Below are 24,257 nucleotides of genomic sequence, written 5' to 3' on the forward strand. Positions count from 1 at the left end.
CCACCGACTCACGAGCGGGGAGACCGACCATGGGAGTGTTCGACACCGGTGATCCGGTGGTGCTGACCGTGCTGGGCGCGGCGAGTACGGCCGCGGCCGTCGCCCGGGCTTGGATCCGCCACCGCACCGCGATCCGACTCGAACAGGAACGCACCCGGCGGGTACTGGGCGCCCTGGCCGGCACCACCCGCCAGGGCCGGGCCGAGGTGGTGCGGGCCTGCGCGGAACTGGAGGGGAAGGCCGCCGGGACGGGCAACTCCCGCAGCCCGGGCGGGCGTTGAACCGGGCAGGGGCAGGGGCAGGGGCAGGGGCAGGGGCAGGGGCAGGGGCAGGGGCGGCGGAACCGGCATCGGCGCCGGGGACGGGAGGTAGGCGGTCGGTGCCGAGGCAGGGCGGTCGGCTGCCGGTGCCGAGGCCGGTTCGGCGGTCAATTGGCGGAGTCGGCAGGCGGCCCGCCGGGCGGCGTGCCTAGCGTGGCGTGTCGGGGGCATTCAGCGCACGTTCACGGGCCGAGGCCGCCGGCTGTGCCGGCCGGGCCCGCTCCTCAGGAGGCAGTACATGAGACTTCGGGCATGTTCGAGCGCGTTGGCGATCGCCGCGCTGACCGTCGGCCTGACCGCCGCCGCGTCCCCCGACCAGGCCGTCCGCCCGCGGCCGTTCCTGGACCGGCTGCACACCGTGACACCCGTCGCGTCCACCGTGCCGGAGAACGGCGACGTGAACCCGTACGGCACGTTCACGATCGAGGACAGCGTCGGGAACCTGCACCGGGGCGACGTCCTGGTCAGCAACTTCAACAACTCCGCCAACCTGCAGGGCACCGGCACCACCCTGGTGCAGATCGACCCGGACGGCACCAGGACGACGTTCGCCACCATCGACCCCGCTCACCTGCCCGGCTCCTGCCCCGGGGGCGTCGGCCTCACCACGGCGCTGACGGTGCTGCCCGGCGGCTGGGTGGTGGTCGGCAGCCTGCCCACCGCCGACGGCAGCGCCGCCACCGCGCAGGCCGGCTGTCTGCTGGTGCTCGACCGGTTCGGCACGGTCCGCGAGACGATCGCCGGGGACGGCATCAACGGGCCGTGGGACATGACCGCCGTCAGCCGCGGCAGGCACAGCGAACTGTTCGTCACCAACGTGCTCAACGGCACCGTCGCCGCGAACGGCGCGGAGGTCGACCGGGGTACCGTCCTGCGGATCACCCTGGAGGACCGGGGCGACCGGCCGCCGCAGCGGGTCGCCACCACCGAGATCGGCTCCGGCTTCGCCGAGCGGACCGACCCCGCCGCACTGGTGATCGGCCCGACCGGCGTCGGCCTCGGCTGCGACGACACGCTCTACGTGGCCGACACGGTCGGCAACCGGATCACCGCCATCCCGCGCGCGCTCACCCGCACCGACAGCGCCGGCACCGGCCGGGTCGTCACCTCCGGCGGCAGGCTCAACGGCCCGCTGGGACTGGCCGTCACATCCAGGGGTGACCTGCTGACGGTCAACAGCCAGGACGGCTTCATCGTCGAGACCACCCCCGGCGGGCGGCAGGTCGCGGCGAAGCAGATCAACAACGAGGGCTCACCGGCCGGAGCGGGCGCACTCTTCGGCCTCGCCCTGGACCTCGACCACGACGCGGTCTACTTCGTCAACGACGCCGACAACTCGCTCGACCTGCTGCACTGAGCAGACGGCGGCCACCGGCTTCCCCGGCGCGCGGACCTGGAACGCGTTCCGCGGCCGCGCGCTGCTTCGGGCCCACCGGGGAACTGCCATGGTGTGGGCGGGCGTTGAGACCGACATGGTGGCAGTGGTGGCGATGATGGGCAGCCTGGTGTTCCCGGCGGCGCTGGTGCTGCTGGGCTTCGCGGCCTCGGCGGCGCGGCGGGCGACGGCACGGTGGGCGACGGTACGGTGGGCGACGACGCGATGGGCCGGGCGGACGGAGACCGGACGCGGGGTCGGGGCGCAGGCGGGGGAGGAGCTGCACGCGCTGCTGTACGCAGGCAAGCGGGTGCAGCTGGAGCAGCGGCGGATCGAGCTGGTGCTGCGCGACGACGAGCACGACGGCGCGCCCCCGCGCACCGGGATCGACCTCGCGGCGGGCACGGCGGGGATCCGGGGCCCCGGGAACTGACGGCCGGCCCGGTGGTCGCTGAGGTGCGGGGGCGGCCGCCTGGGCGGCGGTCAGGTCGGACGTCAGGGCGCAGCACCGTCTCGCGGCGGGCACGGCGGGCACGGCGAGCGTGGCGGGGATCCGGGGCCCCGGGAACTGACGGCCGGCCCGGTGGTCGCCGAGGTGCGGGGGCGGCCGCCTGGGCGGCGGTCAGGTCGGACGTCAGGGCGCAGCACCGTCTCGCGGCGGGCACGGCGGGCACGGCGGGCTCGGCGGGCACGGCGAGCGTGGCCGGCGGGACGGGGAGCAGGCCGGTGTCCGGCTCCGGGACGAGTCGATGGCGGGAGAGCAGCGTGGCCAGTGCTCCGACCGCATAGGTTCGCCGCGTTGGACGTCATGGCGGTTGGATGTGCGGTGACGTCCGGTCCGACCGCTGGAGGCGCGGTGGCCGAGCCTGTCGGTGTGCGCAGACTGACCAACCAGGAAGGGCGGAAACTGCAGCAGATCGTTCGCCGCGGCAAAACGAGTTCGGTGCGCTACCGGCGCGCGATGATGCTGCCGGCCTCGGCTGGCGGGACCCGGGTGCCAGTGATCGCCCAGCTGGTGCGGGCCGATGAGGACACCGTCCGTGACGTAATCCACCGGTTCAACGAGATCGGCTCGGCCTGCCTGGACCCTCGGTGGGCGGGAGGCCGCCCCGCCTGCTCAACCGTGACGACGAGGACTTCGTCGTCCGGACGGCCACCACCCGCCCCACCAAACTCCGTCAGCCCTTTACTCGCTGGTCACTGCGCAAGCTCATCGCCTACCTGCGGAAAGTCCATGGCCGGGTCATCCGCATCTGCCGCGAGGCATTACGCTGCCTGCTCGCCCGCCGCGGTGTCACCTTCCAGCGCACAAGGACCTGGAAGGAGTCCCCGGACCCCGAGCGAGAGGCGAAGCTGGACCGAGTCGAGGAGGTCCTGGACCGCTTCCCGGACCGGGGCTTCGCCTTCGACGAGTGCGGCCCGCTCGGGATCCGGCCCGCCGCAGGTTCCGGCTGGGCCCGCCGGAAACACCCCGACCGGCTGCCCGCCACCTTCCACCACACCCACGGGGTGCGCTACTTCCACGGCTGCTACTCAATCGGCGACGACACCCTTTGGGGCATCAACCACCGCAAGAAGGGTGCCGCGAACACGCTGGCCGCGCTGAAGTCGATCCGCGCCGCACGGCCCGACGGCGCCCCGATCTACGTGATCCTCGGCAACCTGTCCGCTCACAAAGGCGCCGACATCCGCCGCTGGGCGAAGAAGAACGAGGTCGAGTTGTGCTTCACCCCGACCTACGCCTCGTGGGCCAACCCGATCGAGGCGCACTTCGGGCCGCTGAGGCGGTTCACCATCGCCAACTCCAACCACCCCAACCACACCGTGCCCTGCACGCTTACCGGCGCTGGCGCAACGCCGACGCCGGCCACCGCGACGTCCTGGCCGCCGAATGCAAGGAACGCGCCCGCATCCGATGCGAGAAAGGCATCCGCCGGGGCGGACGGCCTCTCAAGAGCGCAGCTTGATCCAACCTGGCGGACCTGTCCGGCCGCATCACTAGAGTTCCGGCCATGAGTGACGACGTTCACATGACCGCTTCGGCTTCGGATCCGTCGGGGGCGGAAGGGTGGTGGACGGACCTGCCATGGCTGGTGAACGCCGATCCGGAGCGGGTTCTGGCGTTGCTGGCTTCCGACGCGGCTTCCGATGCGCGACTGATGGCTGCGGTCTACCGGGCGTCGGTGGACGTACACCGGGATGTGCCGTCGTGGGTGCGGCGGCAGCTGCTGGCCCTGGACGCGGCTCGGTACGGGGACCGGGAGTTGTCGGCACGGATTGCCGCCGTGTCAGTGAAGGATGTCGACACCGAGCCGTGGCAGGTGCTGTGGTCCACCGGCGCGCAGAGTGACCCGCACTTCCAGATGAACCCGTCCGGTCACACCGGCGGTGTTGACGCGGTGGTGACAACCTTCTCGGACGGCCGCCACGTCGTGGTCACCGGCAGCAAGGACCGGACGGTCCGGGTGCGGAATCTTGAGACTGGCCAACCGGTCGGCGGGCCGATGAGCGACTTCAACGGCAGAGTGTGGGCGGTGGCGACGGAGGTCGTGGACGGTCGGCCGTGCGTCGTCACGGCCGGCGACTGGGCGGTACTCGCGTGGGACCTGGCCACCCGCCGGCAGACGGGCGAGCTGCCGGGGATCAACGGTGAGGTGTGGTGTCTGGGCACGGCTGTCGTCCAGGGGCGACCGTGTGCACTCGCCAGCGACGACGACGTGTCCGTGCGGGTCTGGGATCTGGCCAGTGGGGAACAGGTCGGCGAACTCACCGGACACGACGACTTCCTGATGGCCATCGACACGCTGGTGATCGATGACAGGCCCCATGCGGTGGGCTGTATGAGCGGTGGCAAGGTCTGGCAGTGGGACCTGACCACCGGACAACCGGTCGGGGAGCCCCTGCCGGGCCACGACGGCGAGGCGTGGGCGGTCGCGACAGCGGTCGTCGGCGGCAGAGCCCACGCGATCACGGCAGGTTACGACGCCACCGTGCGCGTGTGGGACCTGGTCATGGGACGGGAAGTCGGCAGGCTGGTCGGCCACGAAGGCACCGTGTCCGCGGTGGTGACCGCGGTGATCGGTGGAGAACTCCGGGTCGTCACCGGTGGTTCGGATGGAACGGTGTGCCTGTGGGAGCTGGCCGCCGGGCGGCAGATCGGCCGGGAGCTGGTGTTTCCCGCGCCAGTCCATGCGCTGACCGTGACCCCGGAAGGCTCGCTCGTGGTGGGCTTCGGCGGCGACGTCGCGGTCCTGTCCCTGCATGCCGACCCTGACCCTACTGGGCCGTGAGCCGTCGGTGCTGTGACCGGACGGTTGCTGGTTCCGCCCTGGCGACGAGGACAAAACGCAGCCGGCGGCTGCGCAACCCGGCGAACCTATGCGGTCAGAGCAACTAGCGCCAACACCCACTCGGTGCGGGCGAACAGGTCGCCAGCGCACCCTGTGGAGCCCGTACCGAACGCCAGGAACGCCTGCCGGGCGGCCGGGGTGCCGCGCTCCGGCCTCCCGGCAGTCCAGGTCGAACCGGGCCGGCGCCAGGTACGCGGCCGGATGTCGGGACACCGCCGCCGGGGAGACCACCAGCGTGGTGCCCGCTGGGAAGGTCCGGCCCGCCGGCACGGCGGGCGCGGTGGTCACCCGGGTGAACAGCCGGCCCGGCGGGTGCAGACGCAGGGTCTCCGGGACCACCCGGTCGACGGAACCCGGCTTCGGCAGGTCCGCCCAGCCCAGGGCGCGCCCGTCCGGCAGCGCCTCCGCGAGCTCGGTCCGCACCTGCTCGGCCGCCGCCGGCCGCCGGGGCAGCCGCCACCGCGCCCAGGTGAGGGTGGCTGCGACGGTCTCGGGACCGGCCGCGACGGGGTGATCACCTGGTCGTGCACCTCGGCGTCGCCGAGCCGGACCCCGTCGTCGTCGCGGGCGGCGAGCAGCGCGGCCAGCAGGTCGGGCGAAGTGGAGGTGGGCGGCGACCAATTCGGTGGTGGTGTCGTGCAGTTGGGCCAGCGTCCGGTGGCAGCGCCGGTTCCCCGGCAGCGGCAGGCGGCGGACCGGCGCGGGCAGGATCATCTGCCGGAACAGTCCGTTCAGCACGCTGTCGAAGGTCTGCTGACCGTCGCGCGCCGAGTCCGCGTCGCGGGCCGAGTCCGCGTCGATCGTCGTGGAGCAGAGCGTCCGGCCAAGGGTGCGCAGGGCGATGCCGTAGAAGGCGGGGAACGCGTTGATCGCCCGGCCGGGCCGCCAGTCGCCGGTGGCTGACGCGATCTCGGCCTGCATGGCGCGCGCGTGCCCGGCCGACTGCGGTCGGCGGAAGGCGGACTGGACCAGCCGCAGGTGACCAGGCCGTTGCCCGCTGCGTCCCGGGCCCGGTCGTAGACCACCCGCCCTTGTCGAACGGCCGGTGATCGGCCAGCACCTGGTTCAACAGGTCCGGATGGCAAGGCACCTGAGTGTGGTCGTCGGCCCCCATCCGCACTGCCACCAGATCGCCGTGCACATGCAGCGAGGACAGGTACCCGGCCGACCCGCGCGCAGCAGCCGGTGCCCGTGGCCGAGCAGCGGCAGGGCGTCCGGTGCGCCGGCAGCGGTGCAGATCGGAGGCTGCGGCGACGTCGGCCATCCCTCCACGGTAGGCAGCGCGGGTCGGCGACGGCTCGCGACGCGCGGGCCGCGGTTCGGGGCGTGTTTTCTCGGTTTCGGTGGTGGGGAACTGAGTTGACGCCACGTCAGCGTTGTTGGCGGCGGTAGCGGTCGGAGCCGAGCAGCGCGGACAGGCCGCGGCGCTCCGGTGCGAACGGGGCGCCGGAGGCGAGGCCGCGCCACCCGACCACCAGGGCCTCGCCCAGGAAGCCGACGCCGATGGACAGTTGGGTCGGGCGGGCATCGGCGGGCAGCCCGGCGTGCTCGGCGAGGAACGAGAATGCGACCATCACCCCCAGCGAGAGCGCCGCCACCAGGAACGTCCACCCGGTGTATCGCTGCCAGAGCACGCCCCCGCGCGGCTCAACCCGGACGGTGGCGCCGCGCAGGGCGCCCGTCGCGACACCGAGAGCGGCGCCCGCCGCGATCCAGACGTAGTCGCCCGGGCCCAGGTCGTGGTGCAGGTCGTGACGCTGCCAGAGCGCCCACACGCCGAGCGCCGTGAGGACCACCGGCGGCCCGAACAGGTCCCGGGCGTTGAGCGGTTCGCCGCGCAGCCGCCGCACCACCACCACCACGATCACCACTGCGACCAGGGCTGCGCCCATCCATCCGTGCATTGTGCTGCTCCCCCCCTGGGGTTTTTTGGCTCGACTGTGCCAAAAAAGAATTTAGCCCGCCCGTGCTATAACGGCAACATGCCGAAGATCGTGGATCCTGTGGAACGTCGCCAGGCCGTCGCCGACGCGGTCCTGCGCGTTGCGGCCAGGGAAGGGCTCGAACACGCCTCGCTGCGCAACGTCGCCGACGAGGCCGGCCTGGCGATCGGTTCGGTGCGGCACTACTTCGCCGGCAGCTCCGAGCTGATGATCTTTGCGATGGGGGAGCTGGCCCGCCGCATCGAAGCCCGGATCCGCACCCACGCGGCCGCCCTGCTCGACCCCGCCGCGACCGGCGACCGGCGCGAACGAACGCTGCAACTCCTCGCCGAGACGCTTCCGTTGGACGCCGAGCGCCGCGAGGAGGCCGGCGTCTGGCTGTCCTTCGTCACCGCCGCCCGCACCCGCCCCGAACTGCGCAGCCGCCTCGCGAAGATGCAGGCCGGCCTCGACGAACTCGTCCACCGCGTCCTGCTGGAGACCGACCGGGCCGGCGCCCTCACCCCCGGCCTCGACCTCACCGTCGAAACCCGCCGCCTCTCCGCCCTCCTCGACGGTCTCACCCTCCAGGCCGTCCAACACCCCCTCCTGGTCGGTCCGGACGAGCTGTGTGCGGTGCTGCGGCACCATCTCGACAGCTTGGCGGTGGCGCGAGACTGACTGCGGGGATAGGAGGGGGCGGAAGGCGGCCCGGTGGGCTGTGTGTCGCGCTGCGCCGCCGTCTCGACAGTTTGGCTGTAGCGCGAGACTGGCCGTCGCAGCGCGGGCGACGACAAGGGAAAGGGGCGGCTGGCGGAGGTCGGTCCGGGTGGGCTCTGCGTACGGGTGCTGCGTCGTCAGCTCTACGGTCTGCCTGTGCTGCGGCATTGATCTGCGGCGGGGAGCCAACGGGAGTGGTGCGGTGGGTGGGGATGGGTTTGGTGGGTGTCGGAGGTCGGCCCGGAGGGTTCTGTGTCGTGCTGTGCCGGCACCTCGGTGGCCCGGCTGTGCAGCGGTCTTGACCCAGGGGTGGGGTGCTGGCTGGTGCGGTGGGGGTGGGCGTGGTGAGTGGGCGGAGGCCGGCCTGCCCGGGCAGTGTGCCGTGCTGTGCCGCTACCTCGACAGCCTGGCTGTGCCGCGGTCCTGATCGGGGTGGCGTGCTGGGGAGGGTCAGAGGCCGGCGGCGCGGTGGGAGAGGACGGGTTCGGCGAGGAGGCGGGCGGCCGGGCAGAGGGTTTGGCCGTGGCGGGTGAAGAGGGTGTCGCGGGAGTCGAAGTGGCCGAGGTCGGCGCGGATGTGGGCGGACAGGTCGCAGGGGCCGGCGGTGGTGGGGCAGGTGGAGCGGGTGGCGTCCCAGTCGATCGCCGTGCGGGAGAGTGCCTCGAAGAGGGTCTCCGGGCCGGAGTTGGTGAAGGGCGTGCCCGTGCCGGCGGTCGGGGTGTCGGCGAACAGGTCGGAGATGGGCAGCCAGGGGTCGTCCGGGGTGCGTCCGGGGAGGTGGAACTCCGGCCAGGCGAGCACCACTTGGGCCGGGACCAAGGCGCGCAGGCGGGGGAAGCGCGGGTACCAGAAGGCGCCGTCCACGACCAGGCCGCGCACCCGGGTCGGGACGCCCCAACTGCGGGCCACCGCCTCCAGCGCGGCCATGCGCTGACTGCACGAGCCCCGGCCGGTGCGCAGCACCTCCGAGACCGGTCGGGCCTCGTCGATCGAGTACACCGGGCGGACCTCGGTGGCGATCCAGTGGTGCGCCCGGCGCAGCGCCTCTACCGTCGTGGCGGTGGACGGGGGCGCTCCAAGGGCGTCGACGGCGGCGCGGACCCGGGGGTGGGTCAGGTCGAGGATCCGGGTCGGCGCGGTGCTCCCGGAGGTCGTCGCAGGGACGGCCACGCTCCGGCGCCCGTGCCCGCGCGGCATCAGCAGTGTGCTCGTCATGGCTGTCTCCGTCCGTCCCGCCTGGTGTCCAGAGACAGCCTGCCAGGGAATTTGAACACGTTCAAGGCGGGATGGCCGAGCGCCTGCCCAGGACTTGACACCCCGTCGGCCCGCCCGGCGCGGCGCTCCGCCCGAACCCGCCGCCACCGGCCTACCCTGAACAGCACGGAAGGACGTGGCGAACGTGGCACACCGGATCGACGGCAGCGCGGGGGACGTCCTCACCGCACGCCTGCGCGAGCAGACCGCACGGCTCGTCGCCCTCGAACCCGACGTCCGCGCCGACCGCCCCGACGCCGTCCACCAGATGCGCATCGCCGCCCGCCGGCTGCGCAGCGCCCTGCGCACCCACCGCCGCCACCTGGCCGGCGACCACACGGGGCTGGAGGACGAGCTGCGCCGGCTCGGCCGGAGTCTCGGTCGCGCCCGCGACGCCGAAGTGCTCGGCGAACGCCTGCTCACCCAGGCCCGCGAGCTCCCCGGCGGCGGCGACCGCGAACGCGTCCTCGCCGAACTCGCCACCTGGAACAGCCGGGAGACCCACGAGGCCCGCACCGCCGCCCTGGCCGCACTCGACAGCCAACGCTTCCGTGACCTGCTGACCGCCCTCACCGCGCTCGCCGAGAACCCCCCGCTCAGCGCCCGCGCGACCAAGCCCGCCGGCCCGGAACTCACCCGCCTCCTGCGCCACGAACACCGCCGCACCGCCGAACGCCTCGCCGCCGCCGAACACACGCCCGAGGGCCCGGCCCGCGAACACGCCCTGCACGACGCCCGCAAAGCCGCGAAACGCGCCCGCTACGCCGGCGAGACCGCCGGCCGTCCCGCCCGCGGCTTCACCCGCCGGATGCGCGCCCTGCAGGACGTCCTCGGCCGGCACCAGGACGCGATCGTCGCCCGCGAGGCCGTCCGCGGGCTGTCGGACGGCGGGTTCGGGTACGGCGTGCTGTTCGGGCGGCAGGTGGGAGAGGCGGCGTTCGCACGGGAGTTGCTGCCGGGCGCGTGGGAGCGGGCGGCGCGCCGTCCGAAGCGGATTCGCTGACTCGCCGTCAGGGCGTGAGGTGGCGGAGGGTGAACTCGGGCAGGGCGTAGGGGCCGGCCTGCGGGGAGCCCGGGGCGGCCGGGTGTTCGGCGCCGGGGACGGTCGCGGCGTAGGCCTCGGCGTTGTCCACGGGGAGGTAGTCGATCACCGCCGGGTCGGGAAGCTGCCAGAAACGGCGGGAGTTGGCGGAGACGGCGTACGCCGTGGCGAAACGGACGGTGGGCGGGGCGGCCAGGGAGGCGAGCAGGAACCCGATCGCGTCGCGCGGGCTGAGCCAGGTCGCCAGATAGCGGGGCTCGGTCGGGGCCGGCTCGAAGCTGCCGATGCGCAGGCAGATGACCGACAGCCCGAACTTGTCGGCGTAGAGCCGCCCGAGAGCCTCGACGGCCGCCTTGCTCACACCGTACAGACCGTCGGGCCGCACCGGATCCTGCGGGTCGGTGAGGTGCTCGACCGGATGGAAGCCCGTCACCCGGTTGCTGCTGGCCAGCACCACCCGGTCGATGCCGCCGCGCCGCGCCGCCTCCAGCACGTTGTGGGTCCCGAGCACGTTCACGTCGAGCAGCTCCGGAAGCGGCGCCTCGTCCGGCACCCCGCCCAGGTGGAGCACCCGATCGGCCCCGGCGAGAGCCGACTCCACGGCGGCCGCGTCACGCAGGTCGACGACGCGCGCCTCCTCGTTGTCGGCCTCCGGGCGCAGCGGCACCCGGTCTACCAGGATCAGCCGAGACGCTTCGTCCCGAAGCGCCTTGCGCACCACGGATCCGATGTTCCCCGCCGCACCCGTCAGCGCCACCGTGCCCAGCTGCATCATGCCTCCCCGGAGTAGCTCGCCCCCCATTCTGATCACGGGGGCTCCGGCCGATCAAGTGGCTAGAGCCCCTGTCGTCGCGCCCACTCGCCCTACGGCCCACCCGGTCGCTTGATCATGTTCCACGGGCGTGGTTCAGCGCACGGCAATACGTCGATGGGGGGCAGGCGATGGTGCGCGGTTGGGGGCGGCCGGGCGCGGGTTGGCGGTGGCGTTGGTGCCGTCGTGGCAGCGGGTCGGGGATGTCGAGCGGGTGCTGCCCGTGCTGGTTGCTGTGGTGTGCGCGGTCGGCTGGCTGGTGGCGGCGGTGGTCGATCGGCGGCGTGCCGAGGTACGCAAGGAAGTGCGGCGTCCGTCCGGGTTGTTGGCCGGAGTGGTCGGGGTGGGCATGGTGCGCGCTTCCGTCGCGGCGCCGGCGCAGGCGAACGGGCCGGACGAGGCCGAGGGGCGGCGGTTGCGGCGGATCGTGCAGGCCGACGGGGTGGAGCGGAAGCCGGCGATCGTCGCGGTGCGTTCCGGGTCGGAGGCGCTCGAGTGGGTGAATCATCGTCAGGTCTACCGCGCCACCGTCGAGTTGGAGGTGCCGTACGAGAGCGGCCGGCAGACCGTCACCATTCCGGCGGAGACCTGTGGCAGGCCGGACGCCGGTGAGTTGATCGGCGTCCGATTTGCGCCGGCCGCAGCGGAGTTGGGCGTCCACGTCGATCGCGGGACGACAGTGGACGGGTTCGGCCTGCTCTTCACGCCGATCATCCTGGTCGACCACCGGGAGAACGTGCATGCCTGGCACCGCTACCGCCCCGGCGTGCACCTGCCCGCGTTCGCGCTGCTGATCGCGGGAGTCGGCGCCGCCGGCTACGTGAGGCTGGCCCTGCCGTCGCCGGGGCTCGGCTGGCCGCTGGCCGTGTTCGCCGCCGCCACGCCCTGGCTGTGTCCGGCGCTCGCGATCCGGCCCGAGGCCTTGCGTGGCGCGTTCGACCGGCTGGTGCGCGGACTCGGGCGTCTGCTGATCGATCGTCAGGGGCGCTGAGATTCTCAACCCGACGGGTCGTCAGGAGGGCCGGTCGGGTTCAGGCCTGCCGTGGCGGCGGCGGTGCGGAGGAGGTCGTCCACCATGGCGGGGGTGAGTCGACCGGTGTAGGTGTTGCGCGGGCTGACGTGGAAGCAGCCGTACAGGTGCAGGGCGGGGCCGTCGTCGGTGGCGGGGAGGGCGGCGTGCGCGCCGTGGCCGAACCTCGGCCGTGGGCGGGGGATCTGCCAGCCCGCTGCGCCGAGGGCCGGGAGGACCGCCTGCCAGGCGAAGCCGCCGAGGGCGACCACGGCGCGCACGGTCGGGCGCAGGTACTCGAACTCCCGGACGATCCAGGGGCGGCAGGTGTCGCGCTCCGCGTTGGTCGGCCTGTTCTCCGGCGGGGCGCAGCGGACCGGGTCGGTGATCCGCACGCCGAACAGTTCGAGGCCGTCGTTCCGCCAGGTGGAGTGCGGCTGGGAGGCCAGGCCGAGCCGGTGCAGCGAGGCGTACAGCAGATCGCCGGACGGGTCGCCGGTGAAGATCCGGCCGGTGCGGTTCCCGCCGTGTGCGGCGGGGGCGAGTCCGACCAGCACCAGGCGGGCGTCGGCCGGCCCGAAACCGGGGATCGGGCGCGCCCAGTAGTCCTGGCCCTGGAACGCCCGGCGCTTGACCCGGGCCGCCTCCTCCCGCCACGCGACCAGCCGCGGACAGGCCCGGCAGCCGACCACCAAGTCGTCCAGCTCGGCCAGCCCGTGGACCCGTTCGACCAGCGCCGAGGGCAGTTCCATGGGCTCGATCCTACGGGCGCGCACCGGTCGGACGGCGGAGCGGCGATTCGCAACCGGAAAGCGCTTTCCGTTTCGCGTCGCCGCCGCCGCTGCGGAGTAGCGTGCAAGTACGAGTCTGCCTGCCGTACGGGTCGAGGTGACGGCGATGATCGTGGTCGACGTGGTGATTGCGCTGGTGCTGCTGCTGGCGCTGCTCGCCGGGCTGAGCGTGCGCATGGTTCAGCAGTACCAGCTCGGGGTGGTGTTCCGGTTCGGCCGGGTGCTGGACGAGATACGGACGCCGGGGCTGGTGCGGATCGTGCCGATCGCCGACCGGCTGCGCCGGGTGAACGTGCAGATCGTCACGATGCCGGTGCCCGCGCAGGAAGGCATCACCCGGGACAACGTGACCGTCCGGGTCGATGCGGTGGTGTACTTCAAGGTGGTCGACCCGGTGAAGGCGATCATCAACGTGCAGGACTACAACTTCGCGATGTCGCAGGTCGCGCAGACCTCACTGCGGTCGATCATCGGCAAGAGCGAACTGGACGACCTGCTGGCCAACCGCGAGCCGATCAACCAGGGCCTGGAGCTGATGCTGGACAGCCCAGCACTGGGTTGGGGCGTCCAGATCGACCGGGTCGAGATCAAGGACGTGGCGCTGCCCGAGTCGATGAAGCGCTCGATGGCCCGGCAGGCCGAGGCGGACCGGGAGCGGCGGGCCCGGATCATCACCGCCGACGGCGAGTTCCAGGCGTCCGCGCGCCTGTCGGAGGCCGCGAAGGTGATGTCCGCGACCCCGGCCGCGCTGCAACTGCGGCTGCTGCAGACCGTGGTGGAGGTCGCCGCGGAGAAGAACTCCACCCTGGTGCTGCCGTTCCCGGTGGAGCTGCTGCGTTTTCTGGAGAGCTCCACCGAGCGCAACGCCGCGCAGGCCGTCGAGGCCACCGAGGTCGCGGCGCAGCTCGCCGAGACCGAGGAGGACGTCGAGCCGGCGCCGGACGTCGAGCAGCTGGAGCTGCCACAGGTCGCTCCGGCCGTCGAAGTCGGGCCGCCGGAGCGCCCGTTGGGCGTGACACCGCGCCATGCCGCGCCACGGGGCGTCCCACCGCGGGGCGTGACGCCGCCGGGCGCCGCTCCGCCGGACGCGGCTCCGCGGCACGCGGCGTGACCGGCCGGGCGGGGCGGGTGGCCGCGCGGCGGGCGGGTGCGGCCAGCGGTGGCGGGCGGTCCGCCGACAGGGCCAGCATGGAAGACGGCCAGTGGACACAACCAGCTCGGGAGGTCCGGCCATGACCACCGCGAAAGAGATCATGCACCCGGGAGCGCAGTGCGTCACCGGCGAACAGACCCTCGCCGACGCCGCCCGGATCATGCGCGAACGCGACGTCGGCGCGCTGCCGATCTGCGACGAGAACATGAAACTGCTGGGCATCGTCACCGACCGGGACATCGTGCTCAGGTGCGTCGCCGACGGACGCGACCCCAGCGGCGTCAAGTGCCTCGAACTCGCCCTCGGCCGCCCGATGGTGATCGAGGAGGACGAGGACGCGAGCCTGGTGCTGGAGGTGATGGAGGACCACCGGGTGCGTCGGCTGCCGGTGATCAACCATCCCGACCACCAGCTCGTCGGCATGATCAGCGAGGCCGACATCGCCCGGCACCTGCCGCAGGAGCGGCTGGCGGAGTTCGTCACCGCCATCACCCGCTGAGCCCGCTGAGCCCTCGGAGCTCTGCGGATCGGCAGTCCGCCGCACCCCGGTTCCCGGCCGGCGTCGGGACGCGGGGCGGCGGCGAGGTGACGGTACGTCAGTGCAGGTACTGCTTGGGCAGCTTGGCGAGGAACGCGTCCGCGATCACCTGGTAGCCCGCGTCGTTGGCGTGGATGTCGCCGCGCGCCATGTTGGTCCACTGCATGACCCGGGCCACGTTCAGCGGCACCTGCTGACCGCCCAGCGGCACCAGCGGCGCGAAGGAGTTCGTGTCGAACGCCCGCGCCACGTCGGCGGTCGGGACGCGGTGACGGGCGTCCACCGTCTCGATCACCGAGTTCAGCGTGTTCGCCAGCGGCACCGACGCGGTGGCCATCGCCTTGCCCCGGTCGCCCGTCATCCAGGCGGCCAGGAACGGGTCGTACAGGTTCATGCCGACGATCCGGGTGTGCGGGCCTGCCGCCGCCTGCAGCTCGCCGAGGATCCGGTCCAGCCCGGTGCGGACCTGCTCGATGCCGTTCAGCGCGCACGGCAGGTCCAGCGAGCCGCCCGCCGCGCAGCGCTGCACGTCGTTGGCGCCGATGTCGATGGTGACCAGCACCTCGTCCTTCCAGTGCGCCTTCAAGTAGGCGACCGCCGCCTCCAGTTGGGAGCCGCCGAAGGAGTGCGGGTACGGGCAGCCGCCGTTCGCCATGGTGCCGGTGGTCTCGCCCGGGCAGCCCAGGTCGGTGAACTCGAACGGCCGGCGGTCGTCCGCCGCCCGCTCGCCCAGCGTCCGCGCCAGGTCCTGGGCGTAGCCGCGCCCCACGATGTGGCCACCGGTCGGCGTGGACTGGTAGCCGGCCGCCAGCGAGTCGCCGACCGCCAGGTAGTACGCGGTGGCGTGCTGCCCGCCCGGCGCCGCCGAAGCCGGAACGGCCGCCGCGCCGGCGAGCGTCAGAGCGGCGAGAGCGGTCGCAACGAGCGTGCGGCGGCGGGGGATCGGGCGCATGGGGCCTCCAGGGCGAATGATCGCGATCAGACGGATCAGAGGAGGCTACTGCCCGGTAGGCCCTCGGGAACAGAGGCGTGCACACACCCCGTCCGCCGGTTCCGGCGGGGCCGGCGGACGTGGTGCTCAGCCCGGGAAGGCGTAGACGGTGGTGGCGTGCGCGACCGGGTCGTCCGGGGCGTCCGGCGTGGCGAGAGTGATCTCCGTGAACGCGATGCGCCGGCCCAGCTTGGTCAGCCGCGCCGTCACCAGCAGATCGGTGTCGCGGGCCGCGCGCTGGAAGGTGATCGACTGCTGGACGGTGGTCATCGGCGCGAAGCCGCCCAGCGCGGAGGACACCGCGACGACCGTCGCGGTGTCGGCGGCCGCCATCATCGCCTGCCCGGACAGGCCGCCGCCGTCCCGGGCCAGCTGGTCCGACCAGGGCAGCCGCAGCACCGCGTGCCGCTCCCCGGCCTCCACCACCGTCAGCCCCAGCGCCTGCACCCACGGCGCGAAGCGGTCGGCGAGGATCAGGTCGCCCTCGGCGGGCGACAGGCCCTTCGCGGGAGCGGCGCCGGCGGGTACGGCGTTCGGGGAGGTCGTCATGGCGTGATCGTAGAGGCCGCCCGTGACGCACGGCCATACCCCGGGCGCGGAGCGTCCACCGGGTCGTGGACGGACCCTGCGCGAGGCATGGTGGTGGGGTGGGAGTGCGGCGGAGTATGGCGGAACTGCGGAGCGATTGGCGCACCGAACACCTGATGGTGCTGCTGCCGCTCGGCCTGATCGTGCTGATCTCCGTCACCGACATTCTGATCTCCCCGGACATCCACCTCGGCCCGCTCCTGGTGGTCGCCCCCGCGATCACCGCGTCGTTCGCGGGCGCCCGCCTGACCGCCCTGGTCGGCGCCCTCGCGCTGGTCGCGCAGATCCTCATCGCCCAGCTCCACGGCGGCCTGTTCACCCCCAACCACCAGGCCCAGATCGGCGCGCTCGCGCTGGTCACCGTCCTCATCGTCACCTTCTGCCGGGTCCGCGAACGCCACGGGCGCGAACTCACCCAGGTCCGCACCGTCTCCGACGCCGTCCAGGGCGTCCTGATGCGCCCGCTGCCCGAACACGCCGGCCCGCTGCGGATCGCCACCCGCTACCTCGCCGCCGACGACGAAGCGAACGTCGGCGGCGATCTGTACGCGGCCGTACGCACCGGATCCGCCACCCGGCTGCTGATCGGCGACGTCCGCGGCAAGGGCCTGGCCGCCGTCGGCGACGCCGCCGCGCTGCTCGGCGCGTTCCGCGAACTCGCCCACCGGCACGAGGACCCGGCCCGCCTGGCCGACGCCCTGGAGGCCTCCTACCAGCGCCACCTCGCCGAGATCGCCGACGCCGGCCAGGACATCCGGGAGAACTTCGCCACCGCGCTGGTGCTCGACCTGCCCGACGACCACCCCGTGATCCGGCTCGCGGACTGCGGACACCCGCCGCCCCTGCTGCTCACCCCCGACGGCGGCGCCCACCTGCTCCCGCTGCCCCGCTCCGGACCCCCGCTGGGCATGGGCGACCTCGCCCCCGTCGAGCGCCGCACCGAGGAGTTCGCCTTCCCGCCCGGCAGCACCCTGCTGCTCTACACCGACGGCGTCACCGAGGCCCGCGACCGCGACGCCGTCTTCTACCCCCTGCCCGCCCGCGCCGCCCAGCTCACCCCCGCCGCCTCGCCCCGGGACTTCCTCGACCGCCTCCGCCGCGACCTGCTCGCCCACGTCGGCGGCCGGCTGCCGGACGACGCAGCGCTGGTCGCCGTCGGCCGCGAGGCCTGACGCGCGCAGCCCGGGCCGACCGCACTCGCGCCGGCGGGGCGCGTCCGACGGGCGGCCGTGGGCGGAGCCTCCCCGACCCGCCGGTCGCGCTCGGACAGTACGTCGCCCCGACCCGCCGTTCGCTGCTCGGACGGCATGTCGCCCCGATCCGCCGTTCGCCGCTCGGACGGCATGTCGCCCCGATCCGCCGTTCGCCGCTCGCGCCGGACGCCGGACACCCCGGCTGGAATGATCGGGGCCATGGCCTCAGATCTCGCCCGCGCCCTCGCCGCCGCCGTCCGCGGCGAGGTCCGCTTCGACCCGGCCGAGCGCGCCGTGTACGGGCAGGACGCGTCCAACTACCGGCAGGTGCCGCGCGGGGTGGTGAAACCGGCCGACACCGACGACGTACGGGCGGCGCTGGCCGTCTGCCGGGAGCACGGGGCTCCGGTGGTGGCGCGCGGGTCGGGGACCAGCATCGGCGGACAGGCGATCGGGCCCGGCGCGGTGGTGCTGGACTTCCGGCGGCACCTCGGCAAGGTCCTGGCGGTCGACCCGGACGCCCGCACCGCGCGGGTCGAACCCGGCACCGTCCTCGACGAACTCCAGCGCGCCGCCCGGCCGTTCGGGCTGCGGTTCGGACCGGACCCGTCCACCCACAGCCGGTGCACCCTCGGCGGAATGATCGGCAACGACGCCTGCGGCTCGCACTCCCTCGCCTGGGGCCGCACCTCCGACAACCTGCACAGCCTGGACCTGCTGCTCGCCGACGGCGCCGAACTGACCGCCACCGGCCCGCTGTCGCCCGCCGAACGGGCCGCCCTCGCCGCCGCCCCCGGCCGACTCGGCCGCCTGCACCGGGAGTTGCAGTCCCTCGCCGCCGACCACCTGGCACTGCTGCGCCGCGCCATGCCGACCCTGCCGCGGCGCGGCTCGGGCTACCCGCTGGACGCGCTGCTCCCGGAACGAGGTTACGACCTGGTGCGGGCGGTCACCGGCACCGAGGGGACGTGCGCCCTGCTGCTCGGTGCCACCGTCCGACTGGTGCCCGAACCGCCGTTCCGCGCACTGGTGGTGGCGGGCTACCCGGACGAGACGGCCGCCGCCGACGCGGTGCCCGCGCTGCTCCCGCTCGGCCCGCTGACCTGCGAGGGGATGGCCGCCGACCTGATCGCCGCACTGCTCGCGGCCGGGCCCCGCCCACCCGTGCTCGACCGGCTGCCCGACGGCGCGTGCTGGCTGTTCCTGGAGACCGGCGGCGCCACCGCCGCCGAGGCCGTCGACCGGGCCCGCCAACTCGCCGACGCGGTACGGCGGGAGCGCACCGCGACGGTCGCCCTGGTCGCCGACCCGGCCGAGCAGCGCGCGCTGTGGTCGATCCGGGAGGCCGGCGCCGGCATCGTCACCCGACTGCCCCCGGGCCCGGACGGCACACCCGGCGGCGCGGCCTGGCCCGGCTGGGAGGACTCGGCCGTCCCGGTCGATCAACTCAGCTCGTACCTGAGGCAGTTGCGGACCCTGCTGAAGCGGCACGGCCTGCGCGGGGTGCCGTACGGGCACTTCGGCGAGGGGTGCGTGCACCTGCGCCTCGACTTCCCGGTGCGCGAACGGCCGCAGGCGATGCGGGAGTTCCTCGTCGAGGCGGCGGATCTGGTGGTGGCGCACGGCGGTTCGCTCTCCGGCGAGCACGGCGACGGGCAGGCCCGGGCCGAACTGCTGCCCCGGATGTACCCGCCGGAGGTGATCGACCTGTTCGCCCGGTACAAGCGGATCTGGGACCCGGACGGCCTGCTCAACCCCGGCCTGCTGGTCGACCCGCGCCCGCTGGACGCCGATCTGCGCTTCCCCGGACGGGAGTTGCCGCTCACCCTGGCCTATCCGCAGGACGCCGGCAGCCTGCTGAACGCGGTGCACCGCTGCGTGGGCGTCGGCAAGTGCGTGGACACCACCGGCGGGGTGATGTGCCCGAGCTACATGGTGACCGAGGAGGAACGGCACTCCACCCGCGGCCGGGCCCGGCTGCTGGGCGAGATGCTGCGCGGCGAACTCGTCACCGACGGCTGGCGCTCGCCGGAAGTCCGCGAGGCACTCGACCTCTGCCTGGGCTGCAAGGGCTGCGCGAGCGACTGCCCGGTCCAGGTCGACATGGCCACCTACCGGTCCGAATTCCTGTACCACCACTACCGGTTCAGGCCCCGACCGGCCGCCCACTACTCGTTCGGCCTGCTGCCGCTGTGGCTCCGGCTGGCCCATCTCGCGCCCCGCGCCGCGAACGCCGCGCTGCGCGGCCGGATCAGCGGGACCCTGCTCAAACGCCTCGGCGGCATCGACGCCCGGCGCGCCCTCCCCGCCCTCCCGGAGCGCCGCTTCTCCTCCTGGTTCCGCGAACACCGTGCCGCCCACCCCGCCGACCCGGCCGCCCCTGCGGTGCTGCTGTGGCCCGACTCGATGTCCGAACTCCTCGACCCCGCACCGGCGGTGGCGGCCGTCCAGGTCCTGGAACGGCTCGGCTTCCGGGTGCAGCTCCCGACCGGGCCCGTGTGCTGCGGACTCACCGTGATCGCGAGCGGCCAACTCGGCCTGGCCCGGCGGGTGATCCGGCGCACCCTGCGCCACCTGCCGCCCGAGCTGCCGGTGGTCGGCCTGGAGCCGTCCTGCACCGCCACGCTCCGCGGCGACTGGCCGAAGCTCCTCGAAGGCCCGCTGGAACTCCCCACCCGGGTACGTACGTTGGCCGAGTTCCTGGACGAACGCGAAGTCCCCCTGCCGCGGCTCGCCGGAGCGGCGATGACCCAGGTGCACTGCCACCAGCACGCCGTCCTCGGCACCGCCGCCGACCAACGCCTCACCGCCCGCCTCGGCCTGGCCAACCGCCAACTCGACGCCGGCTGCTGCGGACTGGCCGGTGCCTTCGGCTTCGAGCGGGGCCACTACGAGGTGTCGATCGCCGCCGCCGAACGCGCCCTGCTCCCCGCCGTCCGCGCCGCCGCCCCGGACACCCTGCTGCTCGCGGACGGCCTCAGCTGCCGCACCCAGCTCACCCAACTGGAGCCGTCCGCGCGGCCGTTGCACCTCGCCGAAGTCCTGCTCCGCGCGTTCGAGCAGGCCGAGGGGCCCGACCGCGCGCCCGGGTAGGTCGAGGCGGTCAGCGGAGCGCGGAGGCCGCATCGTCGCTCGGGGCCCGGTAGACCGTCACGATCGAGGCGACAGCGTCGATTTCGAGCGGTCCGACGATCCGCAGCCGGACCAGCGCCGGCAGGTCCTCGGTGCGGTCGAGCCGGCCCACCGCCTCGGCCGGCCAGGGCAGCGGCAGCTCCGGCAGGTGGGTGAGGGAGATTCCGTTGATGCAGGAAGGCGCCGGAGCGGGTTGCCAGGGGCGGACCGAGCGAAGACCTGCCAGCGAGATCACCACATCGGGCGTCGACGGCCCTTCGCGCAGCCACACGTCCAGCGTGGTGGCCTTGCCGTCCTCGTGGGACTCGTCCAGCGCGACGCGCTCGATGAAGTGGTCGAGGCAGGACCGCAGCGCCAGGGCCGCGTTCGTGCAGCGGTTCCGGTGGGCGTCGATCCTCGCGTGCTGGTCGGTCACGGCGCGTGACTACGGCGCGCGGCCGACCGGACGGCGCCGCAACGGACCCGCGAGGCCTCGGCCAGCGGGCTCACTCGCCCGGGTAGCGCACGCCGATTCGTTCCCGTGCCGCGTCCAGGGTGCGCATGACGGCGAGGGTGCCGTCGAGCGGGACGAGGGGGGATTCGGTGGCGCCGGTGCGCAGGCAGCGCATCACTTCGGCGGCTTCCAGGCCGTAGCCGTGGCCGTCGGCGGGCGGGGCGTGGAAGGTCTCGGGAGCGCTGCCGTCGCGGTGGAGGGTGAATCCGGTCGGGTGGAAGAAGTCGCGCTCGATCTCGATGTGGCCCAAGTCGCCTTGAATGGAGGCGCGTTGGGCGCACTGGGTGTCGAGCGAGCAGGAGAGCTGGGAGGTCGCGCCGTTGCGGTGGCCGAGCAGGAGGGCGGTGTGCGCGTCCACGCCGCGGTCGGTGAGGCGGGCGCGGGCCTGAATGCTCTCCGGCTCGCCGAGCAGCAGGTGGGCGAAGGCGACCGGGTAGACGCCGAGGTCCAGCAGGGCGCCGCCGCCGGCTGCCGGGTCCCACAGGCGGTGCTGCGGGTCGGTGGGGGTGACAAAGCCGAACTCGGCCTGGACGGAACGCACTTCGCCGATCGCGCCGTCGGCGATCAGCTCGGTGATCCGGCGGACGGACGGGTCGAGGTAGGTCCACATCGCTTCCATCAGGAAGACCTCGCGCTTGCGGGCCAGCGCCACCAGCTCGGCGCTCTGCCCGGCGTTCAGCGTGAACGGCTTCTCGCACAGCACCGCCTTCCCCGCCTCCAGCAGCAGTTTCGCCGCGGCGAAGTGCGCCGCGTGCGGGGTGGCCACGTACACCACGTCGACCTCGGGGTCGTCCGCGAGCTCCTGCCAACTCCCGTACGCCCTGCCGATGTTGTGGCGCTCGGCGAACGCCCGGGCGGACTCCTCCCGACGGGACGCCACCGCGAAGGCCTGCGCGCCGGGCACGGCGGCCAGGTCCTCGACGAAGGAGCGGGCGATGCCGCCGGTGGCGAGAATGCCCCAGCGGATCGGGCGGTCGGTGATCGGCGGCACGGGAGTCCTTCGCAACGGCGCGACGTACGGGCCCGTCCAGCCTATCCACCCGCGCACCGGAATTCGGTGGGGGCGGCGGACCGGCGACGGCTACCGTGGCGGCATGGAATCCGAACACCCCCTGCTCCGGGACGTCTTCCCGGAGCTCGTGGACGAGCTGACGGCCCTGCTGGAGGCCGAGGGCGAGCCGGAACTCGCCTCCGGTGCAAGCGAGTTGCGCCTGGTCGCGCAGTGCGACTGCGGCGACGACTTCTGCCAGAGCCTCCGCACCGCCCCGCACTCGCCGGGCCGGCCGTACGGCCCGGGCCACCGCTGCCTTCCGCTGCCCGCGACGAGTGGCACGGTCGTCCTGGACGTGGTGGACGACCGCATCATGTACGTCGAGCTGATCGACCGCCCGCCCCTGCGGGACGCGCGACGTCGGGAGACCGCGGAGACCGGCCAGGGCGGCGCCGCGCACTGACCGGTCTCGGCAACTCGCCGTGAAATCAGGCGGATTCGATCGCCTTGGCGGTCTGCCGGGGAATGGTGGCCGCGGCCGACTGCGGCTCGGCAGGAGCGCTGTCGGAACCGGCGGCGGGCGGCTCGGCCGCAGTGGGCGGCTCGGGCGTGGCGGGGTTGGCGGGCGCGGGGGCCCCGGTGGGCGACGTCGGGGCGGTGGGCTGGATCTTGTCGTCGCGTTCGTCGTCGCCCGCCCCGTCGCGGGTGGTGAGGACGGTGTCGAAGATCTCGCGGAGCTTGTCGGTGGCCTGCTTGGAGAAGAGGCCGCAGAGGCCGGCGATCCCGGCGAAGCCGTACGGGTTGGTGGCGGTGCCGTCGGTGCCGTTGGCGAACAGGCCGCCGCGCAGCAGGAAGTAGACCAGCAGCGCGAGCGCTCCGCCGATCGCCGTGCGCAGCAGGTACCAGGGCAGCCAGCTGGGCAGCAGCTGGCGGTTGCCCGCGTAGGTGGCGAAGGACGTCGCGGCGTGCACGAAGCTGCCGAGTCCGCTGGCCGCCAGGACGGCGATCAGCATCGCGGTGTTGGAGGTCAGGTGCCACGGGCCGAGGCCGAAGACCGTCCACAGCTCCGGGGCGCCGGTCGGGGCGCGTTCGGCGGTCAGCGTGGTGAGCGGAGTCCAGACGCTGATCAGCGCGGCCACGCAGACGAACGCCTCGGCCAGCAGCATCAGGCCGAGCAGCAGGACCGCCCAGCCGGCCATCTGCTGCTGGGGCGGGAGCGGGGCGACCTGCCCCGGCGTGGGGCCGCCGTCGCCGGCGAACGGGTCCGGGGCGGGGCTCGGAGCGGGGTCGGCCGTCGGGGAGACAGGGGGAGTCATCGAGGAGTTCGCCTTCCGGTCCGGTGGTGCACGGCAGACGGTGCACGGAGGTGGCGCGGCAGAGCCGGTCGCGGGGAGGGACTCTACCGTCCGGACGGACCCGACAGTTCGTCAGGACCCCCGGGCGGAACGCGAGATGGCACCCACCCGTGGCGCGGACGGCCCGATGCCGCCGGCCGCTACCGGAGCGTGTACCCGCCACGGAGCGCGGGGAAGCGTCGGCCGGCGGGGTGTCAGCGGCGCACGCCCGACAGGCGGGAGAACTTGGCGACCTCGAAGGTGGTGTACGAATTCGACGCCAGCAGGGAGAACTTGATGCCCTCGCGGCCGTCGGGGCGCCGGTAGCCCTCCGGGAGGAAGCGCTTGTAGTGCTCGGCGGCACGCTGGAAGAACTGCGGGCGCTCGGCGCGGGTCAGCGTTCCGGGCAGGTCGTAGACGAACAGGTAGTGGCGGACCATCCGGGTGAACAGGTGCGTCCGCACCTCGGGGCTGACCGGCGGGGCCTCGGCGGGCTGCGCGTCCAACAGCTCGAAGGTGCTCTCGTAGCGGTCGAACAGGTCGAAGTGGCTCGCGCCCTCGCTGCCCTCCGGGTGCAGGGTGTGGCGTCGGCGGATGGTGACGCACTCGCGGTCCAGCACCGCGATCCGGGAGGCGGACAGCAGCGAGCGGTGCACGGCCGGGACCTCCTCGTAGAACCCGTCCGGGAAGGTCGGGACGGCGCCGTTGCGCACCAGCCGGTCCCAGATCAGCGGCGGCGCGCCGAACAGTTCCGGGTGCTCGTTCAGGGTGAACACCTCCGGCCCGGCGGCGGCCAGCAGCTCGGCCGCGTTGCCCGGCCACACCTTGCCCCGGTACTCGCGGTTGTGGCCGAACAGCAGCAGGTCGACCTCGCCGGTCTCGGCGAGCCGGGCCGCCATCGCCTCGAACGCGTCCGCCGGCAGCAGGTGATCGGAGTCCAGGAACAGTAGGTAGTCGCCGCGCGCGTGCGTCGCGCCGGCCATCCGGGTCTGCCCGATGCCGGGCTCCGTGTCCAGCCGCAGCACCCGTACTCGGGCGTCGCGCAGCTCGTACGCCTCCACCAGCCGCTCCTCCGGGCAGTGCGGGGAGGGCGTCCGGACCACGATGATCTCGAACTCGCGGAACGACTGTCCGAGCAGGGAGTCGAGACACTCCTTCAGTTGTTCCTGCTCGTCGTAGGCGGGGAGCACGACGGTGATCAGTGGTGGGGCCATGGGCGGGAGGCTAGGGGCGGGGACAGCCTCAGGCAA

The 24,257-nt window shown here is 73.5% G+C and carries 22 protein-coding genes and 2 pseudogenes; 13 read left to right on the forward strand and 11 right to left on the reverse strand.

The annotated features are described in order from the left end of the window. Positions 1-29: 29 nt before the first annotated feature. The 5 genes and pseudogenes from CG736_RS24595 to CG736_RS37980 all read left to right on the forward strand — a co-directional run bounded on the left by CG736_RS24595 (position 30) and on the right by CG736_RS37980 (position 4,985). Entirely contained in the window at positions 30-281 is a 252-nt protein-coding gene (locus CG736_RS24595; RefSeq protein WP_100588361.1) for a hypothetical protein, read from the forward strand. A gap of 277 nt (positions 282-558) precedes the next feature. Further along, positions 559-1,677, forward strand: a complete 1,119-nt coding sequence (locus CG736_RS24605; protein ID WP_232734151.1) for a hypothetical protein — start codon at positions 559-561, stop codon at positions 1,675-1,677. An 88-nt stretch (positions 1,678-1,765) separates the two neighbouring features. Further along, on the forward strand, positions 1,766-2,128 hold the full coding sequence (locus CG736_RS24610; RefSeq protein ID WP_100588362.1) for a DUF6191 domain-containing protein: 363 nt from the start codon (positions 1,766-1,768) through the stop codon (positions 2,126-2,128). Positions 2,129-2,551: 423 nt separating this feature from the next. After that, positions 2,552-3,662: pseudogene (locus tag CG736_RS24615) on the forward strand (IS630 family transposase). A 45-nt stretch (positions 3,663-3,707) separates the two neighbouring features. After that, positions 3,708-4,985: a WD40 repeat domain-containing protein gene (locus CG736_RS37980; RefSeq protein WP_157815713.1), complete on the forward strand. Its 1,278-nt coding sequence runs from the start codon at positions 3,708-3,710 to the stop codon at positions 4,983-4,985. 285 nt (positions 4,986-5,270) lie between these two features. On the opposite strand, the pseudogene CG736_RS39005 reads toward CG736_RS37980, so the two are convergent. Beyond that, positions 5,271-5,966, reverse strand: a pseudogene (locus CG736_RS39005) (cytochrome P450); the annotation flags it as partial. 449 nt (positions 5,967-6,415) lie between these two features. Further along, the gene (locus CG736_RS24625) at positions 6,416-6,937 is read right to left on the reverse strand and encodes a DUF1453 domain-containing protein (RefSeq protein WP_232734152.1); all 522 of its coding nucleotides are present in this window, start codon (positions 6,935-6,937) and stop codon (positions 6,416-6,418) included. 90 nt (positions 6,938-7,027) lie between these two features. Between CG736_RS24625 and CG736_RS24630 the strand changes: the two genes are divergently transcribed. Further along, a complete protein-coding gene (locus tag CG736_RS24630) occupies positions 7,028-7,648 on the forward strand; it encodes a TetR/AcrR family transcriptional regulator (protein WP_100588365.1) in 621 nt (206 codons plus the stop codon). 489 nt (positions 7,649-8,137) lie between these two features. Here the strand turns inward: CG736_RS24630 and CG736_RS24635 are convergent, their stop codons facing one another. Then, positions 8,138-8,902: a transglutaminase domain-containing protein gene (locus CG736_RS24635; RefSeq protein WP_100588366.1), complete on the reverse strand. Its 765-nt coding sequence runs from the start codon at positions 8,900-8,902 to the stop codon at positions 8,138-8,140. A 184-nt stretch (positions 8,903-9,086) separates the two neighbouring features. On the opposite strand from CG736_RS24635, the gene CG736_RS24640 reads away from it, so the two are divergent. Next, positions 9,087-9,944, forward strand: a complete 858-nt coding sequence (locus tag CG736_RS24640) for a CHAD domain-containing protein (protein ID WP_157815714.1) — start codon at positions 9,087-9,089, stop codon at positions 9,942-9,944. Positions 9,945-9,951: 7 nt separating this feature from the next. On the opposite strand, the gene CG736_RS24645 is transcribed toward CG736_RS24640, so the two are convergent. Then, positions 9,952-10,758 carry an NAD(P)-dependent oxidoreductase gene (locus CG736_RS24645; protein ID WP_100588368.1) on the reverse strand — a complete coding sequence of 269 codons (807 nt, stop codon included), beginning with the start codon at positions 10,756-10,758 and terminating at the stop codon, positions 9,952-9,954. 214 nt (positions 10,759-10,972) lie between these two features. Between CG736_RS24645 and CG736_RS24650 the strand changes: the two genes are divergently transcribed. Next, on the forward strand, positions 10,973-11,785 hold the full coding sequence (locus tag CG736_RS24650) for a hypothetical protein (RefSeq protein WP_157815715.1): 813 nt from the start codon (positions 10,973-10,975) through the stop codon (positions 11,783-11,785). Between the two features lie 5 nt (positions 11,786-11,790). Here the strand turns inward: CG736_RS24650 and CG736_RS24655 are convergent, their stop codons facing one another. Then, a complete protein-coding gene (locus tag CG736_RS24655; RefSeq protein WP_100588370.1) occupies positions 11,791-12,555 on the reverse strand; it encodes a uracil-DNA glycosylase in 765 nt (254 codons plus the stop codon). Positions 12,556-12,700: 145 nt separating this feature from the next. Between CG736_RS24655 and CG736_RS24660 the strand changes: the two genes are divergently transcribed. After that, positions 12,701-13,705 (forward strand): slipin family protein, encoded by a 1,005-nt coding sequence (locus CG736_RS24660; RefSeq protein ID WP_198520598.1) that lies wholly within the window; start codon positions 12,701-12,703, stop codon positions 13,703-13,705. Positions 13,706-13,826: 121 nt separating this feature from the next. After that, complete coding sequence (locus tag CG736_RS24665) at positions 13,827-14,246, forward strand: CBS domain-containing protein (RefSeq protein ID WP_100588371.1); 420 nt, start codon at positions 13,827-13,829, stop codon at positions 14,244-14,246. A gap of 97 nt (positions 14,247-14,343) precedes the next feature. Here the strand turns inward: CG736_RS24665 and CG736_RS24670 are convergent, their stop codons facing one another. Beyond that, positions 14,344-15,237 carry an SGNH/GDSL hydrolase family protein gene (locus tag CG736_RS24670; RefSeq protein WP_100588372.1) on the reverse strand — a complete coding sequence of 298 codons (894 nt, stop codon included), beginning with the start codon at positions 15,235-15,237 and terminating at the stop codon, positions 14,344-14,346. 126 nt (positions 15,238-15,363) lie between these two features. Then, on the reverse strand, positions 15,364-15,825 hold the full coding sequence (locus CG736_RS24675) for a PaaI family thioesterase (protein WP_100588373.1): 462 nt from the start codon (positions 15,823-15,825) through the stop codon (positions 15,364-15,366). Between the two features lie 116 nt (positions 15,826-15,941). Here CG736_RS24675 and CG736_RS24680 point away from each other — a divergent pair, with 116 nt between their 5' ends. Further along, positions 15,942-17,036: a PP2C family protein-serine/threonine phosphatase gene (locus CG736_RS24680; protein WP_100588374.1), complete on the forward strand. Its 1,095-nt coding sequence runs from the start codon at positions 15,942-15,944 to the stop codon at positions 17,034-17,036. 240 nt (positions 17,037-17,276) lie between these two features. Next, positions 17,277-20,150: an FAD-binding and (Fe-S)-binding domain-containing protein gene (locus tag CG736_RS24685; RefSeq protein WP_100588536.1), complete on the forward strand. Its 2,874-nt coding sequence runs from the start codon at positions 17,277-17,279 to the stop codon at positions 20,148-20,150. A gap of 10 nt (positions 20,151-20,160) precedes the next feature. Here CG736_RS24685 and CG736_RS24690 read toward each other — a convergent pair whose 3' ends face one another. Both CG736_RS24690 and CG736_RS24695 read right to left on the reverse strand, forming a co-directional pair. After that, a complete protein-coding gene (locus tag CG736_RS24690; RefSeq protein ID WP_100588375.1) occupies positions 20,161-20,604 on the reverse strand; it encodes a hypothetical protein in 444 nt (147 codons plus the stop codon). Positions 20,605-20,674: 70 nt separating this feature from the next. Continuing rightward, positions 20,675-21,673: a Gfo/Idh/MocA family protein gene (locus CG736_RS24695; protein WP_100588376.1), complete on the reverse strand. Its 999-nt coding sequence runs from the start codon at positions 21,671-21,673 to the stop codon at positions 20,675-20,677. Positions 21,674-21,776: 103 nt separating this feature from the next. Between CG736_RS24695 and CG736_RS24700 the strand changes: the two genes are divergently transcribed. Further along, positions 21,777-22,136, forward strand: coding sequence for a hypothetical protein (locus tag CG736_RS24700; protein ID WP_100588537.1), 360 nt, complete (start codon positions 21,777-21,779; stop codon positions 22,134-22,136). 25 nt (positions 22,137-22,161) lie between these two features. Here the strand turns inward: CG736_RS24700 and CG736_RS24705 are convergent, their stop codons facing one another. Together CG736_RS24705 and CG736_RS24710 are read right to left on the reverse strand one after the other, a co-directional pair. Beyond that, positions 22,162-22,989: a hypothetical protein gene (locus tag CG736_RS24705; protein WP_100588377.1), complete on the reverse strand. Its 828-nt coding sequence runs from the start codon at positions 22,987-22,989 to the stop codon at positions 22,162-22,164. Positions 22,990-23,222: 233 nt separating this feature from the next. Beyond that, entirely contained in the window at positions 23,223-24,221 is a 999-nt protein-coding gene (locus tag CG736_RS24710) for a glycosyltransferase family A protein (RefSeq protein ID WP_100588378.1), read from the reverse strand. Between the last annotated feature and the right edge of the window lie 36 nt (positions 24,222-24,257).

This window comes from Kitasatospora sp. CB02891 (genome assembly GCF_002803145.1).
GTDB classification, from domain to species: domain Bacteria; phylum Actinomycetota; class Actinomycetes; order Streptomycetales; family Streptomycetaceae; genus Kitasatospora; species Kitasatospora griseola.

What these genes read in the sequence shown, in the direction of transcription:
- CG736_RS37980 (WP_157815713.1), top strand. Translation starts at nt 3,708, where the DNA reads ATGAGTGACGACGTTCACATGACCGCTTCGGCTTCGGATCCGTCGGGG.
- CG736_RS24605 (WP_232734151.1), top strand. Translation starts at nt 559, where the DNA reads ATGAGACTTCGGGCATGTTCGAGCGCGTTGGCGATCGCCGCGCTGACC.
- CG736_RS24660 (WP_198520598.1), top strand. Translation starts at nt 12,701, where the DNA reads ATGATCGTGGTCGACGTGGTGATTGCGCTGGTGCTGCTGCTGGCGCTG.
- CG736_RS24635 (WP_100588366.1), bottom strand. Translation starts at nt 8,902, where the DNA reads ATGACGAGCACACTGCTGATGCCGCGCGGGCACGGGCGCCGGAGCGTG.
- CG736_RS24685 (WP_100588536.1), top strand. Translation starts at nt 17,277, where the DNA reads ATGGCCTCAGATCTCGCCCGCGCCCTCGCCGCCGCCGTCCGCGGCGAG.
- CG736_RS24610 (WP_100588362.1), top strand. Translation starts at nt 1,766, where the DNA reads ATGGTGTGGGCGGGCGTTGAGACCGACATGGTGGCAGTGGTGGCGATG.
- CG736_RS24680 (WP_100588374.1), top strand. Translation starts at nt 15,942, where the DNA reads ATGGCGGAACTGCGGAGCGATTGGCGCACCGAACACCTGATGGTGCTG.
- CG736_RS24705 (WP_100588377.1), bottom strand. Translation starts at nt 22,989, where the DNA reads ATGACTCCCCCTGTCTCCCCGACGGCCGACCCCGCTCCGAGCCCCGCC.
- CG736_RS24625 (WP_232734152.1), bottom strand. Translation starts at nt 6,937, where the DNA reads ATGGGCGCAGCCCTGGTCGCAGTGGTGATCGTGGTGGTGGTGGTGCGG.
- CG736_RS24595 (WP_100588361.1), top strand. Translation starts at nt 30, where the DNA reads ATGGGAGTGTTCGACACCGGTGATCCGGTGGTGCTGACCGTGCTGGGC.
- CG736_RS24710 (WP_100588378.1), bottom strand. Translation starts at nt 24,221, where the DNA reads ATGGCCCCACCACTGATCACCGTCGTGCTCCCCGCCTACGACGAGCAG.
- CG736_RS24665 (WP_100588371.1), top strand. Translation starts at nt 13,827, where the DNA reads ATGACCACCGCGAAAGAGATCATGCACCCGGGAGCGCAGTGCGTCACC.
- CG736_RS24670 (WP_100588372.1), bottom strand. Translation starts at nt 15,237, where the DNA reads ATGCGCCCGATCCCCCGCCGCCGCACGCTCGTTGCGACCGCTCTCGCC.
- CG736_RS24700 (WP_100588537.1), top strand. Translation starts at nt 21,777, where the DNA reads ATGGAATCCGAACACCCCCTGCTCCGGGACGTCTTCCCGGAGCTCGTG.
- CG736_RS24675 (WP_100588373.1), bottom strand. Translation starts at nt 15,825, where the DNA reads ATGACGACCTCCCCGAACGCCGTACCCGCCGGCGCCGCTCCCGCGAAG.
- CG736_RS24655 (WP_100588370.1), bottom strand. Translation starts at nt 12,555, where the DNA reads ATGGAACTGCCCTCGGCGCTGGTCGAACGGGTCCACGGGCTGGCCGAG.
- CG736_RS24630 (WP_100588365.1), top strand. Translation starts at nt 7,028, where the DNA reads ATGCCGAAGATCGTGGATCCTGTGGAACGTCGCCAGGCCGTCGCCGAC.
- CG736_RS24645 (WP_100588368.1), bottom strand. Translation starts at nt 10,758, where the DNA reads ATGATGCAGCTGGGCACGGTGGCGCTGACGGGTGCGGCGGGGAACATC.